Origin of the sequence: Agathobaculum sp., assembly GCF_022775115.1 — a bacterium.
Taxonomy (GTDB): Bacteria; Bacillota; Clostridia; order Oscillospirales; family Butyricicoccaceae; genus Agathobaculum.
This window is the reverse complement of the sequence record NZ_JALFLA010000059.1, coordinates 12,307-27,064: the sequence shown is the minus strand read 5'-3', so window position 1 is coordinate 27,064 and position 14,758 is coordinate 12,307. Positions and strand designations below refer to the sequence as shown.

Sequence of the window (14,758 nt, the reverse complement as noted above, 5' to 3'; positions counted from 1 at the left end):
CTCCACCATGCCGCGGGCCTGCGATGCTTCATGTGGCTTTAGTCATCCCGGGCAGATGCCCCGCCCATGTCATCGCCCGTGCAGATGCTGGGCGGGGCGGACGCTATGCGCATCATCTGCTCCCGGTGCGCCTGCCTTCCGCGGCTATTGCTGCATCGCTCCGCAAGCGCCGGATCGTAGACCGGCCTGCCGCCCGGGTAGACCTGCCCGTTGTAGCCTTTGCACAGCTCGTTCCTGATGGTGTTTACATTCAGCTTCAGGCGTTCGCTAATGTCTTTTTTGCTTGCGCCGGTACGCCACATTTCGTAGATGGTCTTTCGCATTTCATGCGTCACTTTTGCCATCCTTAACCTCTCCTTTCCGTTCTGTTTTTCGGGGTATCACACTGGTATTCCTGCCTTTTTACGGCAAAAAATAAAGTTACCAGAGTGCTGTCCTCTTGGTAACTTTAATTATAAAATTTTCGCAAGATGTTGAAAACATAAAAAATTCTTGACATTGGGCGCTTTTTATAGGATAATAATTATCGTATCATGCTATGCGGACAGGCAGCGGCATGTGCCCGCGCAGAGCGCCGGACCTATGCCGGTGCCCATCCGTAAATTTCGTATAACAGGGAGGTGCACAAGAGATGAAGAGAACGTATCAGCCCAAGAAGCGTCAGCGCTCCAAGGAGCACGGCTTCCGCAAGCGTATGCGCACGTCGAACGGCCGCAAGGTGCTGGCTCGCCGCCGCGCCAAGGGCCGCGCAAAGTTGAGCGCCTGAGCCGGTCTTCGGTGAAGGCTGCGGTTTTCATCAATCGGGCTTTGCCGAACCACATTCGGACAAAGCCTTTGAGGAGAAAAGCTCTGACACGCGAAGCTTTTCTTCTTTCTTGCATAAAGAGTCAGGATCTGCGCCTGACTTTTTATGAAAATGGCAGGCTATTTTCTTTTTGATGACGCGCTGCGGCGCGTAGGGAAAAAGGCATGCTGTTTTTTGTGGAATGCGCGCCGGCGGCGCGAAAGAATTGCAGCGGGCCGCTTGTATGCGGCTCGTTTTTTCTTCTGTCGAAAAAGCAGGGAAAGCCGGTATTTTGGTTTTGGGCTGTGCGGCCGGACACAAAGCGCACAGCCAGCTTTGCAATCTACTTAGCTGCAAAGAAAAGTTTCGTTTTTTCACGGGCATCGGAAAAACGAGAGGTCATCACATGAAAAACACTGTATCCTTAAAGGAAAATCACCTGTTCCGCCGGGTCTATTACCGGGGGGTTTCGTCAGCGGGCAGCCATCTGGTGCTGTACTGCCGCAAAAACAACCTCGGCTATAACCGGCTGGGGCTGACGGTCAGCGCCAAATTGGCCGGCGCGGTGCAGCGCAACCGCGTCAAGCGTCTGCTGCGGGAGGCTTACCGCCTGCATGAAGACGCCTTTGCCACCGGCGTTGACCTTGTGCTCGTCGCGCGGGGACGCGCGGTGGGCGCAACGTATTGGGAAATCGAAAAATCGCTGCTGCACGCCTTGCGGCAAAACAAGGCGGCGGCGGCTCATCCGTGAAGCGCTTGCTGCTGGCGGCCGTTCGTTTTTACCGCCGGCATATCTCGCCCTGCAAGCCGTCCTGCTGCCGCTATATCCCGACCTGCTCGCAGTACGCGCTGGAGGCAATCGAAAAGTACGGCGCGCTCAAGGGCGGCTGGCTGTCGGTCAAGCGCATCTGCCGGTGTCATCCTTTTTCTAAAAGAGGGCCGTATGACCCGGTGCCTTAAAAGCTGGGCGCACGGAAAATTGAAAATTGTTGGGAGTTAATTTATGGGAGAATTATTCGGACTTGTTATCGTCAGGCCGCTCGGTCTTATTCTGGAGGCCATCTTCAGGGCTGTCGGCTCCTATGGCTTTGCGGTTATTCTGTTCGCGCTGGCGGTCAAGATCATCTGCATTCCGCTGGCGATCAAGGGCAAAAAGAGTATGCTGGCCATGAGCGCGATGAACGCCGAGATGCAGCAGCTGCAAAAGAAATATGCCAACAACCGCGTCAAGCTTAATGAGGAGATACAGAAGCTGTACCAGAAGCACGGCATCAGCCCGCTTTCCGGCTGTCTGCCCCAGTTTATCCCGCTGCCGATCATGATGGGTCTGTACTACGCGGTGCAGCAGCCGCTCAAGTTTATGATGGGCTTTGGCGACGAGGTGATTGCAAAGCTGGCCGCGTTTGTCGGCGTCGATCTGGCGGCCGCGGGCTTTTACGGTCAGATCACCATTGCGGAAAAGCTCAGTCAGGTCTTTGCGGAAAACGGCGGCGTCTGGCCGGAGGCCGTCACGCGCATCACCGAGGGCGCGGGCGATCTGCTCAATATTGACTTTAATTTCTTCGGCCTGAATCTGGCGCAGATCCCGTCTATCAAATCGCCCAGCGCGCTTTGGATCATCCCGATCCTGTCCGGTTTGACCGCATTTCTGTCCTCTTACGTCATGCAGAAGATGCAGGGCACGAAAAATGAAGCCGCGGCCAGCCAGATGCGCATGATGAGCTACATGATGCCGCTGATGTCGGTGTACTTTGGCTTTATCCTGCCGGGTGCGATCGGTATTTACTGGATTTTCAATAATGTATTCACCTGCTTGCAGGAGCTGGTGCTCGGCAATTACCTCATCAAGAAAAGAGAGAAAGAGGAGGCCGAGAAGGCCGCCCGCCTGACTGCGGAAAAGGAAGCCAAGCGTGCGGCGCACCATGCCGCACAGGTCGAACAGTCCCAGAAAGCAAAGAAGGATAAGGGGGACAAATAATCATGCAGAAATTTTTAGAAGCCACCGGTGAAAACCGTGATGCCGCGATCGAAAATGCGCTGCGGCAGCTTGGACTTGACCGGGACGACGTTTCGGTCGAGGTGCTTGACAACGGTAAAAAGGGTTTTCTCGGTATCGGCGCAACGCCCGCGCGCGTGCGTGTGTCCTATGAAGCGCCCGATGAGCCGGCAGCTCCGGCAAAGCCGGAAAAGGCTGTCCACACACCTGTGGAAAAGGAAAAACCAGCAAAGCCCCAGCACGATAGCCGCCCGAAAAAGCAGGACAAGCCCGCTAAGCTGTCCATCACGACCGAGGATGATACGCCGCGTCTGGTCAAGGCCGCGCCGGCTGATTTCACACCGGATAAGCCCGAAGTCGCCCACCCGTCTCGTGGTGAGCGCCGCCGGCGCGACAGCCGCCCGCACGAAAAGCGTCCGCCCGTGCCCGCCGTACCCAAGGAGCGCGCGCTCAAGCCGGTCTCGGAGGAATGCATGAAAAAGGCAGAGACGCTTGCGACCGAGTTCATCACCGGCCTGCTGGAAAAAATGGGCGTTGTGGGCACGGTTTCTGTGCTGCCGCAGGTCGAATGCGACCAGCTTCGGCTGGAGATCTCCGGTCCGGACATGGGGCCGGTCATCGGCCGCCGCGGCGATACACTGGACGCCATCCAGTACCTTGCCTCGCTCGTGCTCAATAATGCGCTGGACGAGCATGTGCGCTTGTCGGTCGATACGGAGAATTACCGTGAAAAACGCACGGAAAGCCTGGAGCGTCTGGCACGCAAAATCGCCATGAAGGTGGTCAAATCCCACCGCGCGATGACGCTTGAGCCGATGAACCCCTATGAGCGCCGCATCATCCATGCCACGCTGCAGGATTTTAACGGCGTGACCACCTATTCCACCGGCACCGAGCCGGGTCGCCGCGTTGTGATCGCGCCGGACGGCGGCCGCTCGCACCACTGAGCCAACGCCGGGGGGATAAATATGAACGATACCATAGCCGCCATTTCTTCCGCCGGCGGGCCGGTCGGGCTGATCCGGGTATCGGGTGAACGGGCGATCGAGGCGGTCTCGGCCGTGTTTCACGCCAAAAACGGAGGAGAACTGCGCGACGCGCCCACGCAAAAGCTGGTGTTCGGCACGCTGCATGGAACAGACGGCAAGATGATCGATTGCTGCTATGCGGTTGCGCTGCACGCGCCGCATACCTACACCGGCGAGCCGATGGCCGAGCTGCAATGCCACGGCTCGTCCGCCGTGCTCACGCAGGCGCTTGAGGCGCTGTTTCAGCAGGGTGTAAGGCAGGCCGAAGCGGGCGAGTTTACCCGCCGCGCCTTTCTCAACGGCAAAATCGGCCTGTCCGAAGCCGAAGCCGTACACGACCTCATCACTGCGCGCACGGTCGAAGCCGCGCAGAACGCTGCCGCGCAGGTGATGGGTTCGGTTGGCTCACCCATTCGGCAGATGCGCGACGAACTGATTAGTCTGGTAGCGCATTTCCACGCAGTGGTCGATTTTCCCGACGAGGATATCGACCCTGTGTTGTTTGACGATGCGGCCGCGCTGCTGCACCGCACGACCAGCCGTCTGTATGCCATGGCGGAAAGCTATGAGCGCGGGCGTATCCTGCGCGAAGGTGTGCCCTGCGTCATTCTCGGACGGCCGAATGCGGGCAAATCCACGCTGCTCAATGCCCTGCTCGGGCGCGAACGCGCGATCGTCACCGATATTCCGGGTACGACGCGCGATTTGATCGAGGAAAACGTTAAGGTCGGTCAGCTGCTGCTGCGCGTGACCGATACCGCCGGTCTGCGGGACACCAATGACCCCATTGAACAGGCAGGTATTGACCGCGCAATGGCCGAAGCCTCAGCCTGTTCGCTTATCCTCGCCGTGTTTGACGGCTCCCGCCCACTGGGCGATGAGGATATGCTGGTGCTTGCACGCTCGACCGGACACCGCGCGATCGCAGTCATCAATAAGGATGATTTGCCGCGCCAGATTGATGAAAAGCTGCTCAAAAAGCATTATCTGCATATTGTGCCGCTCTCGGCCAAAACGGGGGAGGGCATGAAAAAGCTGCTTGCGCTGATACCACGGCTGGTCGGTTTGGGAGACGGCGCGCTCGACGGCGCGCTCATCACCAACGCCCGGCAGGCCGCCGCGCTGGCGCGCGCCGCGGAGCGCTGCGAAGCCGCGCTGTACGCCGCTACCACAGGCCTCACACCTGACGCGGTCGTGATGGACGCGGAGGGCGCAATCGCCGCGCTCGGCGAAATCACCGGCGAGACGGTGACCGAAGCCGTTGTGACCCGCATTTTCAGCGATTTCTGTGTCGGCAAGTAAAAGGTGTGCTCAAAAAAATCGGAAACGGTTTTGCAAACGATGCGGCGTTTTTCGTAAAAAATATTATGATATCCGATATCCAGCCAACAGAGGCCGCCTGCCGCGCGCAGCGGCCTTTGATTTTTCTTTGAAAACATTTCAAATAGAAATATTTGATAATAATATTACTTTATGTATTTGATATTTTCTGTCAAGGTCAAAAGTTATCCCATGTTTACACAGAGTTATCAACAGCAGCTATCAACAGAGCTGTGTATAAAAACGCGGTGCCGCCCAGCCGGAAATGGGTTTTTGGCAAGAGAAAGGGAGGGAGCTTTGCACAATGATTTTTGATTCCGAGCCGTTTGATGTCGCGGTGATCGGCGCAGGTCACGCGGGTATCGAGGCCGCGCTTGCCGCCGCCCGCTTGGGCATGAAAACAGCCTGCTTTTCTATCAATCTGGATGCGGTCGGCAATATGCCTTGTAATCCGGCAATTGGCGGCACGGCCAAGGGACATCTGGTGCGCGAGATCGACGCACTGGGCGGCGAAATGGCGCGCGCGGCCGACGCGGCCTGCATCCAATACCGTATGCTCAACCGGGGCAAGGGGCCGGCGGTGCACTCGCTGCGCGCGCAGGCTGACCGGGTCAAGTACCGAACGTATATGAAGCGCGTGCTCGAACAGCAGCAGGGCTTGCAGCTCAAACAGGACGAAATTGTTCAAATAGAGACCGAAAACGGCGCGGTCACAGCGGTTGTGACGGCCATCGGCGCGCGGCATCCGGTGCGCGCGGCCATCGTTGCAACGGGCACTTTTCTCGGCGGGCGTATCATTATCGGTGATTTTGCCCAGCAGAGCGGCCCGGACGGTATGGCGGCTGCGGGGCCGCTGGCCGACTGCCTGCGCGCGCTTGGCTTTCGCTTGCAGCGCTTCAAAACGGGTACGCCGCCGCGTATCCACCGCCGCTCGATCGATCTTGGCGGCCTTGCTGTGCAGCCGGGTGAACAGGAGATCATCCCCTTTTCTTTTGATACGGAACGCCCGCCCGAAAATCAGGCCGTCTGCTATTTGACCTACACGACCGACCGCACGCACGAGATCATCCGCGCCAACCTTGACCGTTCTCCGCTCTACGGCGGTAAAATTGAAGGTGTAGGTCCGCGCTACTGTCCAAGCATTGAGGATAAGATCGTCCGTTTTGCCGACAAGCCGCGCCACCAGCTTTTTCTTGAGCCGATGGGATTGGACACGGAGGAGATCTATGTGCAGGGCTTTTCCTCGTCCATGCCGTTTGATGTGCAGTGCGAGATGCTGCGCTCGGTCAAGGGCTTGGAAAATGCAGAGATCATGCGCCCGGCCTACGCTATCGAGTACGACTGCATCGACCCCTTGGAGCTGACACTGACCTTGGAGAGCAAAAAGGTCAAGGGACTGTACGGTGCGGGGCAGTTCTGCGGCTCGTCCGGCTATGAGGAGGCGGCGGCGCAGGGGTTGGTCGCGGGTATCAACGCCGCGCTTGCAATCAAAGGACAGCCGCCGCTCATCCTTGACCGTGCGGACGGTTATATCGGTACGTTGATCGACGATCTGGTCACGCGCGGCACGAGCGAGCCGTACCGTATGATGACCTCGCGCTCGGAATACCGTTTGCTGCTGCGGCAGGACAACGCGGATGAACGGCTTGTCCCCATTGGTGTGCGCGTCGGTCTTAACCCACCTGAAAGAGGGGAGCGCGTGCGGCAAAAGTATGCACAGGTAGAGCAAGAGATCGCACGGGTCGCTTCGGTCGGCCTTGCGCCGAATACGGCGCTCAGCTGCTTTCTTGCCGGTAAGAACAGCGCACCCATCCGGGCAGGCTGTAAGCTGATTGAGCTGCTGCGCCGTCCCGAGCTGTGCTATGATGAGCTTGCGCCGTTTGACCCGGCGCGTCCGGTGCTGTCCGCGGTCATCCGTGAGCAGGTCGATATCCGCATCAAGTACGCCGGGTATATCGAGCGCCAGCAGCGGGACGTCGAGCAGTACCGCAGGCTGCAAAACCGGCATTTGCCGCCCGATTTGGATTACAGCGGCATTGATTCGCTGCGGCTGGAAGCGCGGCAAAAGCTGGACGCGGTCAAACCGGTGAGCATCGGGCAGGCGGCGCGCATTTCAGGCGTCTCGCCCGCTGATATCACCGCGCTGATGATTTATCTGGAGACAAAATGGAAGGGGGAGGGACGTTGACCGATTGTGAGTTACTCACCGCCGGACTGGAGCGGATGCATATTAAATTTTGTCCACAGGCTGTGGATCAATTGCTGCGTTTCTCTGCCCTGCTGTTGGACAAGAACAAGGTGATGAACCTGACCGCAGTCACCGACCCGTGCGAGGTAGTCACCCGGCATTTTCTGGATTGTGCGGCGCTCGTGCCTTATCTGCAAGCGGGGCAGCGCGTGCTGGATGTCGGCACGGGAGCGGGCTTTCCCGGCCTGCCGCTGGCCATCCTCTGTCCGGAGGCCTCGTTTGTGCTGCTCGATGCACAGCGCAAGCGTATTGACTTCCTGCGTGAAGTTATCACCGCGCTGGGGCTGACCAACTGTACGGCCGTTCACGCCCGGGCAGAGGACTTCGCGGGGGACAACCGCGCCTCATTCGATGCGGCGACCTCGCGCGCTGTCGCTATGCTGCGCGTGCTGTGTGAGCTGGCACTGCCGATGGTCAAGGTGGGCGGCGCGTTTCTCGCCATGAAGGCGGTGGACTGCATGGATGAGGTCGGCTCGGCCGCGAACGCCTTTACCGTGCTCGGCGCGCCGGCGGCTGAGCTGCTGCGCTACACCGTGCCCTTTGACGAGATACCGCGCGTCATTGTCCGCCTGCGCAAGACCGCTGAGACACCGGCGCAGTATCCGCGCCGCTTCAAACGGATACAGGCCGATCCGTTATAACGATTTGTAACCCTCTGTATGGAAATTACAGAGGGTTATTTTTTGTCCGAAAATAGGGGGAAATGTGGCTTTTGCAGTTGAAATTGACAGATGTTCGTCGTTTTTTGTGATTTTTGCGGTCGATTTTCCTTGTCAAAATGTAATAATATGGTAATCTATTACCGTAGGACATACCATTTTAATTTCCCATCCGTGATCTTGCTGAAGGAGGAGCAGTACATGATGTCGGTTTTAACACTTGTATCGGGTAAGGAGGACCGCACGCTGCGGCGTGTTCGCGTGAGCGATATCGCACGAAATCCCAATCAGCCGCGCAAATATTTTGACCCGGAAGCCATTGCGCAGCTTGCTGAGAGCATCCGCCAGTATGGCGTACTTAATCCGCTGACCGTCCGCCGTATACCGGATGGCGGCTTTGAGCTGGTAGCGGGTGAGCGGCGGTTGCGCGCGGCGCGCGTCGCCGGGCTGACCGAGGTGCCTTGCCTTGTTATCTCGGCCGATTCCAAGGATTCCTCGGCAATCGCGCTGGTGGAGAATTTACAGCGGCGCGATCTGGATTTCTTTGAGGAGGCAGGCGGCTTCAGGCGGCTGATAGAGCAATACGGTTTGACGCAGGAGGAGGCCGCCCGCAAGGTGGGTAAAACACAGTCGGCAGTGGCCAATAAGCTGCGGCTGCTGCGTCTGTCACCTCAGAATATGGAGCTGATTCGCAGCGCTAACCTGACCGAGCGTCATGCCCGTGCTCTGCTGCGGCTGGAAAGCGAGGAGGATCGTATCGCCGCGACCAATTATATTATCGAGCATGATTTGAACGTGGGACGGTCGGAGCAGTACATCGAATCGCTGCTGGGTGCGCAGCAAGCGCCGCCGGGTAACGAGCGCAAGATGGTGCGTCTGATAAAAGATGTGCGCTTCTTTTTGAATACGCTCAACCGCGCAGTCGGTGTGATGGTGGATGCCGGCATTGGTGCGACCGTTGACCAGCAGGAGAGCGATAATGGTCTTACGCTGACCATTACTATTCCGAATGCGCGCGGCTGACCCGCCGAATGTTTCACGTGAAACAAGCAACTGCCAAAACAGACCGTCTCAAGGGGCGGTCTTTTTGTATGCTTCGCCATTTTTCAGCAAATAGAATGTTTCATGTGAAACATTCTATTTGCATTTGCAACGCGGTATGCTATAATAAAACTCGTAGGATAAATCGCAACAAGTTAGGAGAACGCTATGGGTAAGATTATTGCATTCGCCAACCAAAAGGGCGGCGTTGGCAAAACGACCACCGCGATCAATCTTGCGGCAGCGCTGTTCGAGCGCGGCAAGCGTGTGCTGCTGTGTGACTTTGACCCGCAGGGCAACGCTACCTCGGGCTTTGGTGTTGATCCCCGCTCCTTGCAGACCTCGATTTACGATTTGATCGTTGAGGACGAGCCTGATGTCAATGCAGCTATCGTTTCGACAAAATGGGTCGATTTGATTGGCGCGAATGTGAATTTGGCCGGTGCCGAGCTTGATTTGATCACAATGGAGGGCAGGGAAAACCGCCTGCGGCGCGTGCTTGACCGTGTGCGGGATGCGTATGATTACATTTTTATCGACTGTCCACCGTCGCTCGGCCTGCTGACGCTCAACTGTCTGTGTGCCTCAAACAGCTTTTTGGTGCCGCTGCAATGCGAGTATTACGCGCTGGAGGGTTTAAGTCAGCTGATGACCACCGTGCGCATGGTCAAAAAGAATATGAATCCGGAGCTTGCGCTGGAGGGTGTGTTGCTCACTATGTTTGATGGGCGCACCAACCTGTCCATTCAGGTGGTTGAGGAGGTAAAAAAACACTTTCCGGGGGAGGTATTTCGTTCGGTCGTGCCGCGCAATGTGCGCCTGAGCGAAGCGCCCAGCCATGGCAAGCCGATCACCGATTATGACCGGCTGTGCCGCGGCGCGGAGGCATATTTATCCCTTGCCGATGAAATATTAAAGAAGAACGCAGGACGAGGGGAGGGGAGATAGCATGGCGTCACCCAAAAAGGGATTGGGCGGCGGACTTTCCAACCTGTTCGGCGGCGATGTGACCGACCTGAGCGCGGCCGGTGCGGCGGACAGTATAAGCCAGCTTCCGCTGACCAAAATAGAGCCAAACCCCAACCAGCCGCGCAAGGTCTTTGCGCAAGCCGCATTGGACGAGCTGGCCGAAAGTATCCGCCTGCATGGCATTATCACGCCAATCACCGTGCGGCCGGGAGATAAGGACGGCTATTATCAGATTATCGCGGGCGAGCGCCGCTGGCGCGCGGCGCGGCAGGCCGGTTTAGAAAAAATACCTGCCATGGTGCTGCAAGCCAAGGAAAGCGAAGTCATGGAGCTTGCGCTGATTGAAAATTTGCAGCGGCAGGATCTCAATCCGATCGAGGAAGCCGAAGGCTATGACCTGCTCATGCGCCAATTCGGGCTGACACAGGAGGAGGTTGCGCAGCGTGTAGTCAAATCCCGCCCGGCAGTCGCCAATGCGCTGCGGCTGCTTGCCTTGCCGGAGGAGGTGCGCGCGATGGTCGCGGAGGGCAAGCTGTCCGGTGGCCATGCGCGCGCTGTGCTGGCCGTGGAGCAGGTGGATAAGCGCTATGAAGCCGCTTGCCAGATGGCTGGGATGACCGTGCGGCAGGCTGAAACGCTGGCAAAAAAGCTCAATAAAAAGCCGCCTAAGACACCGGAAAGAGCGGATTTCACGGTCGATTATGTCGCTGATATTGCAAAAGAGCTGGAGGGAGCACTTGGCCGCAAGGTCAGCATCCAGCAGGGCAAAAACAGCGGCGCGCTCACGCTTGAATACTACGGTGCAGACGACCTCGAACGCCTGATCGACGCGCTGCGCACGCTGCGCGTATAAGAAGGGAGTAGGCAGGATGGACGAACAAAAAAAGCCTGTGAGTCAGGAGCAGCCGGAGAAAAAGCTCAGCCGGACGACGCTTACCTTTTATATCGTGGCACTGTTTTCCGTGGCGATCGCGCTGATCCTGATCAGCTATGTCGCGCAGTCGCGGGCGGACAGACAGCTGGAAAGCTTGAGCACCCAGCTTAACGAGCAGCAAACGGTCGCGCAGGGCGCAACCCAGAAAATGGAAGACCTGCAAAAGCAGCTTGACGAGCAGCAGCAGGTGATCGACCAGCTTACCGCGCTGTACGGCACCGACATTGCCGGTCTGCCGGAGACCGCGCGGCAGACGGCCGACGAGCGCACGGTTTACGCGCTGCTTGCGCGCATCAACGCGCAGCTGCTTGCGGAAAACGACGCGGACGCTGTGGCTGCTTATGATGAGCTGGTGCAGAATTACAGCGAGGAGCGTCTGCTGGGTAATGCACCCGAGCAGTCCTTCGGCGCGGATATCAACAAGCTGTTCGAGAATGCGCAGCAGCAGATACAAGCCGTGCGGGGGCAAGACCCCAACGGCGCGGCATAAGGATAAGGAAAAAGGAGAAATCAAACCATGCTGGATATTAAATTTGTCCGCCAGAACCCGGATGCGGTCAAGGAGAACATCAAAAAGAAGTTTCAGGACGATAAGCTGCCGCTGGTCGATGAGGTCATCGAGCTGGATGCCAAGTTCCGCGCGGCCAAGACCCGGTGCGACGAGCTGCGCGCGCTGCGCAACAAGAAGTCCAAGGAGATCGGCGGGCTGATGGCCAAGGGGCAGAAAGACGAGGCCGAGGCGGTCAAGGCCGAGGTCAAGGCCATGGCCGACGAGATGGCGCAGCTTGAGGAAGACGAAAAGGTCTACACTGAGGGCGTTAAAGCGCGAATGATGGTCATTCCGCAGATCATCGATCCGACCGTGCCGATCGGCAAGGACGATTCCGAAAATGTCGAGATCGAGCGCTTCGGTGAGCCGGTCGTGCCCGATTTTGAGGTACCTTATCACGTCGATATCATGGAGCGCCTGAACGGCATTGATTTGGATGCCGCGCGCCGCACTTCGGGCAACGGCTTCTATTTTCTCAAGGGCGATGTGGCGCGTCTGCACTCGGCCATCCTGTCCTACGCGCGCGATTTTATGATCGACCGCGGCTTCACCTATTATATCCCGCCGTTTATGATCCACAGCGATGTGGTCAAGGGTGTCATGTCCTTCAAGGAGATGGAGAACATGATGTATAAGATCGAGGGCGAGGATCTTTATCTGATCGGCACTTCGGAGCATTCGATGATCGGCAAGTTCATCGACACCATCAGCGAGGAAGATACCCTGCCGCAGACGCTGACCAGCTACTCGCCCTGCTTCCGCAAGGAGGTCGGCGCGCATGGCATCGAGGAGCGCGGTGTTTACCGCATCCACCAGTTTGAAAAGCAGGAGATGGTCGTCGTCTGCAAGCCTGAGGAATCTCCAATGTGGTATGAAAAGCTCTGGCAGAACACGGTCGACTTTTTCCGTACGCTCGATATCCCGGTGCGCACGCTTGAGTGCTGCTCGGGCGATCTGGCCGACCTGAAGGTCAAGTCGTGTGATGTGGAAGCATGGTCGCCGCGCCAGAAAAAGTATTTTGAGGTCGGTTCCTGCTCCAATCTGGGCGATGCGCAGGCGCGCCGTTTGCAGATCCGCGTGCGCAGCAAGGAAAACCCCAAGGAGCTGTACTTTGCGCATACGCTCAACAATACGGTCGTTGCGCCGCCGCGTATGCTGATCGCCTTTTTGGAGAATAACCTGCGCGCGGACGGCACGGTTGCCATTCCGCAGCCCTTGCAGCCGTATATGGGCGGCAAGACCGAGATCGGCTGACCGCGCAAGCCCTACAGAAAAGGAGAACACTGCATGGAAATCGGCATCAAAGGAAAGCAGACCTTTACTGTGACCGAGGATAAGCTGGCCAGCAAGGTTGGCAGCGGCCTTGTGGCCGTATTTGCCACACCGATGATGATCGCGGCGATCGAAAATACCGCCGCAGCAAGCGTCGCGTCCTATCTCGAGGAGGGCAAGACGACGGTCGGCACGCTGGTCAATGTCACCCATGTGGCGGCAACGCCCCTGGGCATGACTGTCCGCATCGAGACCGAATTGACCGACATTGCCGCAAACGGCAAAATTCTGACCTTCCGTGTTGCGGCGTATGACGAGGTCGGCCTGATCGGAGAAGGCACACATCAGCGTGCCGTTGTGGACAGAACGCGCTTTGAAGCCAAGGCGGCGGCCAAAAAGGGCGGCTGAAGGCTTGGCCGCATATGAAATAATTCCCATTTTTCCGATAAAAATACTGGGAAAACTATTGACTTTTATCCGGACACCACGTATAATGATATACAGGAAAAGGCAATGAAGGAAAGAGTAGTCCATCATCCCCCTCCCAACAGAGAGCCCGCGTATGCTGAAAGCGGGCGGAGGGGGAATGGACGAACATGGCTCCGGAGCAGCGTACCGAGACCATCAGGTCAAGGCTACGACGGGAACCGCCCGTTACCGCGGCGCGGCGTCGTTTGACGCTGAGGAGGTTTCGGCAGCACCGGAACGAACAGAAGTGGTACCACGGGACAGTTGCGCTCGTCTTCTAATGTGCAGGAAGGCGGGCGCTTTTTTCTATTATATACACCATCAGGAGGGAAGTACAATGGGTGAGCATTTTGAAACCAGATGTATCCACGGCAGCGGTGAACACAGCTTTGAGGAGCAGACACACGCGGTCTCGTTCCCGCTGTACCAAACCGCGACCTTCGGCCATCTTGGCCTTGGCCGGTCGAGCGGCTTTGACTATACGCGGGAGAAGAATCCCACCCGCCAGCGCTTGGAAGAGATCATGACCGAGCTGGAGCACGGTGTGGATACCGTGGCCTTTGCCTCGGGTATGGCGGCGGTCAGCGCCTGCTTTGAGCTGTTTTCCCCCGGAGATCATATCATCTGCGCGGAGGACCTGTACGGCGGCACCAACCGCCTGCTGCACACCATCAGCATGAAAAACGGCCTACAGGTCGACTTTGTCGATACCACGTCGCTCGAACAGATTCGCGAGCGGCTGACGCCCGCGACCCGCGCCATCTACATCGAAACGCCCAGCAACCCCATGATGCGTGTGACCGACCTGCGCGGCTGCGCGGCCATCGCAAAGGAGCACGGCCTGCTGCTGATTGCGGATAATACCTTTCTCTCCCCGTATTTTCAAAACCCCATTGCATTGGGCGCGGATATCGTCATCCACAGCGGCAGTAAGTTTATCAGCGGCCATAATGATACGATCGCGGGCTTTCTCACCTCCGCGCGGCAGGACTTGGCCGACAGGATACGCCTGATCGCCAAAACGACCGGCGGGATGCTCGCGCCGTTCGACTGCTGGCTGGCCATGCGCGGGCTGAAAACGCTGCCCATCCGCGTGGAGCGGCAGCAGCAAAATGCGCGCGAGGTCGCGCGCTGGCTGGGCGCGCAGCCGGGCATCGAGCAGGTATTTTATACCGGCCTTGCCGACCACCCCGGCTACGCTCTCAATCTATCGCAGGCAAGGGGATGCGGCAGTATGCTTTCCTTCCGTACGGACACAGTCCAGACCGCGCACCGCATATTAAACGGCGTGCGGCTGATCACCTTTGCGGAAAGCCTTGGCGGCACGGAAAGCCTGATTACATACCCGCTGACGCAGACCCACCCAGATGTGCCGGAGCAAATGCGCTTGCGGCTCGGCATCACGGACAGGCTGCTGCGCCTCTCGGTCGGGCTGGAGCATGTGGATGATATCATTGCCGATCTGGGGCAGGCGCTGGAGGGATAAAAC

The 14,758-nt window shown here is 57.9% G+C and carries 17 protein-coding genes and 1 other annotated feature; of the genes, 15 read left to right on the top strand and 2 right to left on the bottom strand.

All coding sequences use genetic code 11. From position 1 onward, the window contains the following. Window positions 1-38 precede the first annotated feature (38 nt). Complete coding sequence (locus MR935_RS07530) at window positions 39-344, bottom strand: hypothetical protein (protein ID WP_290572409.1); 306 nt, start codon at window positions 342-344, stop codon at window positions 39-41. Window positions 345-631: 287 nt separating this feature from the next. Between MR935_RS07530 and rpmH the strand changes: the two genes are divergently transcribed. Then, on the top strand, window positions 632-766 hold the full coding sequence (rpmH, locus tag MR935_RS07525; RefSeq protein ID WP_290572408.1) for a 50S ribosomal protein L34: 135 nt from the start codon (window positions 632-634) through the stop codon (window positions 764-766). 30 nt (window positions 767-796) lie between these two features. Here the strand turns inward: rpmH and MR935_RS07520 are convergent, their stop codons facing one another. After that, window positions 797-1,126: a hypothetical protein gene (locus MR935_RS07520; RefSeq protein WP_290572406.1), complete on the bottom strand. Its 330-nt coding sequence runs from the start codon at window positions 1,124-1,126 to the stop codon at window positions 797-799. 64 nt (window positions 1,127-1,190) lie between these two features. Between MR935_RS07520 and rnpA the strand changes: the two genes are divergently transcribed. The 14 genes from rnpA (at window position 1,191) to MR935_RS07450 (ending at window position 14,755) form a co-directional block, all read left to right on the top strand. Further along, the gene (rnpA, locus tag MR935_RS07515; protein ID WP_290572404.1) at window positions 1,191-1,535 is read left to right on the top strand and encodes a ribonuclease P protein component; all 345 of its coding nucleotides are present in this window, start codon (window positions 1,191-1,193) and stop codon (window positions 1,533-1,535) included. Next, window positions 1,532-1,744: a membrane protein insertion efficiency factor YidD gene (gene yidD / locus MR935_RS07510; RefSeq protein WP_290572403.1), complete on the top strand. Its 213-nt coding sequence runs from the start codon at window positions 1,532-1,534 to the stop codon at window positions 1,742-1,744. The genes rnpA and yidD overlap by 4 nt, the downstream gene beginning before the upstream one ends. Window positions 1,745-1,787: 43 nt before the next feature. Then, window positions 1,788-2,762: a YidC/Oxa1 family membrane protein insertase gene (locus tag MR935_RS07505; RefSeq protein WP_290572401.1), complete on the top strand. Its 975-nt coding sequence runs from the start codon at window positions 1,788-1,790 to the stop codon at window positions 2,760-2,762. 2 nt (window positions 2,763-2,764) lie between these two features. Next, window positions 2,765-3,727 (top strand): RNA-binding cell elongation regulator Jag/EloR, encoded by a 963-nt coding sequence (gene jag / locus MR935_RS07500; RefSeq protein WP_290572400.1) that lies wholly within the window; start codon window positions 2,765-2,767, stop codon window positions 3,725-3,727. 21 nt (window positions 3,728-3,748) lie between these two features. Beyond that, window positions 3,749-5,110 carry a tRNA uridine-5-carboxymethylaminomethyl(34) synthesis GTPase MnmE gene (gene mnmE / locus MR935_RS07495; protein WP_290572398.1) on the top strand — a complete coding sequence of 454 codons (1,362 nt, stop codon included), beginning with the start codon at window positions 3,749-3,751 and terminating at the stop codon, window positions 5,108-5,110. Between the two features lie 322 nt (window positions 5,111-5,432). Further along, on the top strand, window positions 5,433-7,316 hold the full coding sequence (mnmG, locus tag MR935_RS07490) for a tRNA uridine-5-carboxymethylaminomethyl(34) synthesis enzyme MnmG (protein WP_290572396.1): 1,884 nt from the start codon (window positions 5,433-5,435) through the stop codon (window positions 7,314-7,316). Next, a complete protein-coding gene (rsmG, locus tag MR935_RS07485; protein ID WP_290572394.1) occupies window positions 7,313-8,017 on the top strand; it encodes a 16S rRNA (guanine(527)-N(7))-methyltransferase RsmG in 705 nt (234 codons plus the stop codon). Before mnmG ends, rsmG begins: the two co-directional genes overlap by 4 nt. Window positions 8,018-8,236: 219 nt before the next feature. Further along, complete coding sequence (locus MR935_RS07480; RefSeq protein ID WP_290572393.1) at window positions 8,237-9,058, top strand: ParB/RepB/Spo0J family partition protein; 822 nt, start codon at window positions 8,237-8,239, stop codon at window positions 9,056-9,058. A 186-nt stretch (window positions 9,059-9,244) separates the two neighbouring features. Then, window positions 9,245-10,024, top strand: coding sequence for a ParA family protein (locus MR935_RS07475; protein ID WP_290572391.1), 780 nt, complete (start codon window positions 9,245-9,247; stop codon window positions 10,022-10,024). 1 nt (window position 10,025) lies between these two features. Continuing rightward, entirely contained in the window at window positions 10,026-10,898 is an 873-nt protein-coding gene (locus MR935_RS07470) for a ParB/RepB/Spo0J family partition protein (RefSeq protein ID WP_290572389.1), read from the top strand. A 16-nt stretch (window positions 10,899-10,914) separates the two neighbouring features. Beyond that, window positions 10,915-11,469, top strand: a complete 555-nt coding sequence (locus MR935_RS07465) for a hypothetical protein (protein ID WP_290572387.1) — start codon at window positions 10,915-10,917, stop codon at window positions 11,467-11,469. A gap of 27 nt (window positions 11,470-11,496) precedes the next feature. Further along, window positions 11,497-12,783 carry a serine--tRNA ligase gene (gene serS, locus MR935_RS07460; protein WP_290572385.1) on the top strand — a complete coding sequence of 429 codons (1,287 nt, stop codon included), beginning with the start codon at window positions 11,497-11,499 and terminating at the stop codon, window positions 12,781-12,783. 33 nt (window positions 12,784-12,816) lie between these two features. After that, on the top strand, window positions 12,817-13,209 hold the full coding sequence (locus tag MR935_RS07455; protein WP_290572383.1) for a thioesterase family protein: 393 nt from the start codon (window positions 12,817-12,819) through the stop codon (window positions 13,207-13,209). Between the two features lie 96 nt (window positions 13,210-13,305). Next, window positions 13,306-13,550 (top strand) — a binding site (T-box leader). 56 nt (window positions 13,551-13,606) lie between these two features. Further along, complete coding sequence (locus tag MR935_RS07450) at window positions 13,607-14,755, top strand: trans-sulfuration enzyme family protein (protein ID WP_290572381.1); 1,149 nt, start codon at window positions 13,607-13,609, stop codon at window positions 14,753-14,755. Window positions 14,756-14,758: the final 3 nt, after the last annotated feature.

Excerpts from the sequence above, each read along its gene's own strand:
- rpmH (WP_290572408.1), top strand. The coding sequence starts at position 632 with ATGAAGAGAACGTATCAGCCCAAGAAGCGTCAGCGCTCCAAGGAGCAC.
- jag (WP_290572400.1), top strand. The coding sequence starts at position 2,765 with ATGCAGAAATTTTTAGAAGCCACCGGTGAAAACCGTGATGCCGCGATC.
- MR935_RS07450 (WP_290572381.1), top strand. The coding sequence starts at position 13,607 with ATGGGTGAGCATTTTGAAACCAGATGTATCCACGGCAGCGGTGAACAC.
- MR935_RS07480 (WP_290572393.1), top strand. The coding sequence starts at position 8,237 with ATGATGTCGGTTTTAACACTTGTATCGGGTAAGGAGGACCGCACGCTG.
- MR935_RS07505 (WP_290572401.1), top strand. The coding sequence starts at position 1,788 with ATGGGAGAATTATTCGGACTTGTTATCGTCAGGCCGCTCGGTCTTATT.
- MR935_RS07465 (WP_290572387.1), top strand. The coding sequence starts at position 10,915 with ATGGACGAACAAAAAAAGCCTGTGAGTCAGGAGCAGCCGGAGAAAAAG.
- MR935_RS07470 (WP_290572389.1), top strand. The coding sequence starts at position 10,026 with ATGGCGTCACCCAAAAAGGGATTGGGCGGCGGACTTTCCAACCTGTTC.
- rnpA (WP_290572404.1), top strand. The coding sequence starts at position 1,191 with ATGAAAAACACTGTATCCTTAAAGGAAAATCACCTGTTCCGCCGGGTC.
- MR935_RS07475 (WP_290572391.1), top strand. The coding sequence starts at position 9,245 with ATGGGTAAGATTATTGCATTCGCCAACCAAAAGGGCGGCGTTGGCAAA.
- MR935_RS07455 (WP_290572383.1), top strand. The coding sequence starts at position 12,817 with ATGGAAATCGGCATCAAAGGAAAGCAGACCTTTACTGTGACCGAGGAT.
- mnmE (WP_290572398.1), top strand. The coding sequence starts at position 3,749 with ATGAACGATACCATAGCCGCCATTTCTTCCGCCGGCGGGCCGGTCGGG.
- serS (WP_290572385.1), top strand. The coding sequence starts at position 11,497 with ATGCTGGATATTAAATTTGTCCGCCAGAACCCGGATGCGGTCAAGGAG.
- mnmG (WP_290572396.1), top strand. The coding sequence starts at position 5,433 with ATGATTTTTGATTCCGAGCCGTTTGATGTCGCGGTGATCGGCGCAGGT.
- MR935_RS07530 (WP_290572409.1), bottom strand. The coding sequence starts at position 344 with ATGGCAAAAGTGACGCATGAAATGCGAAAGACCATCTACGAAATGTGG.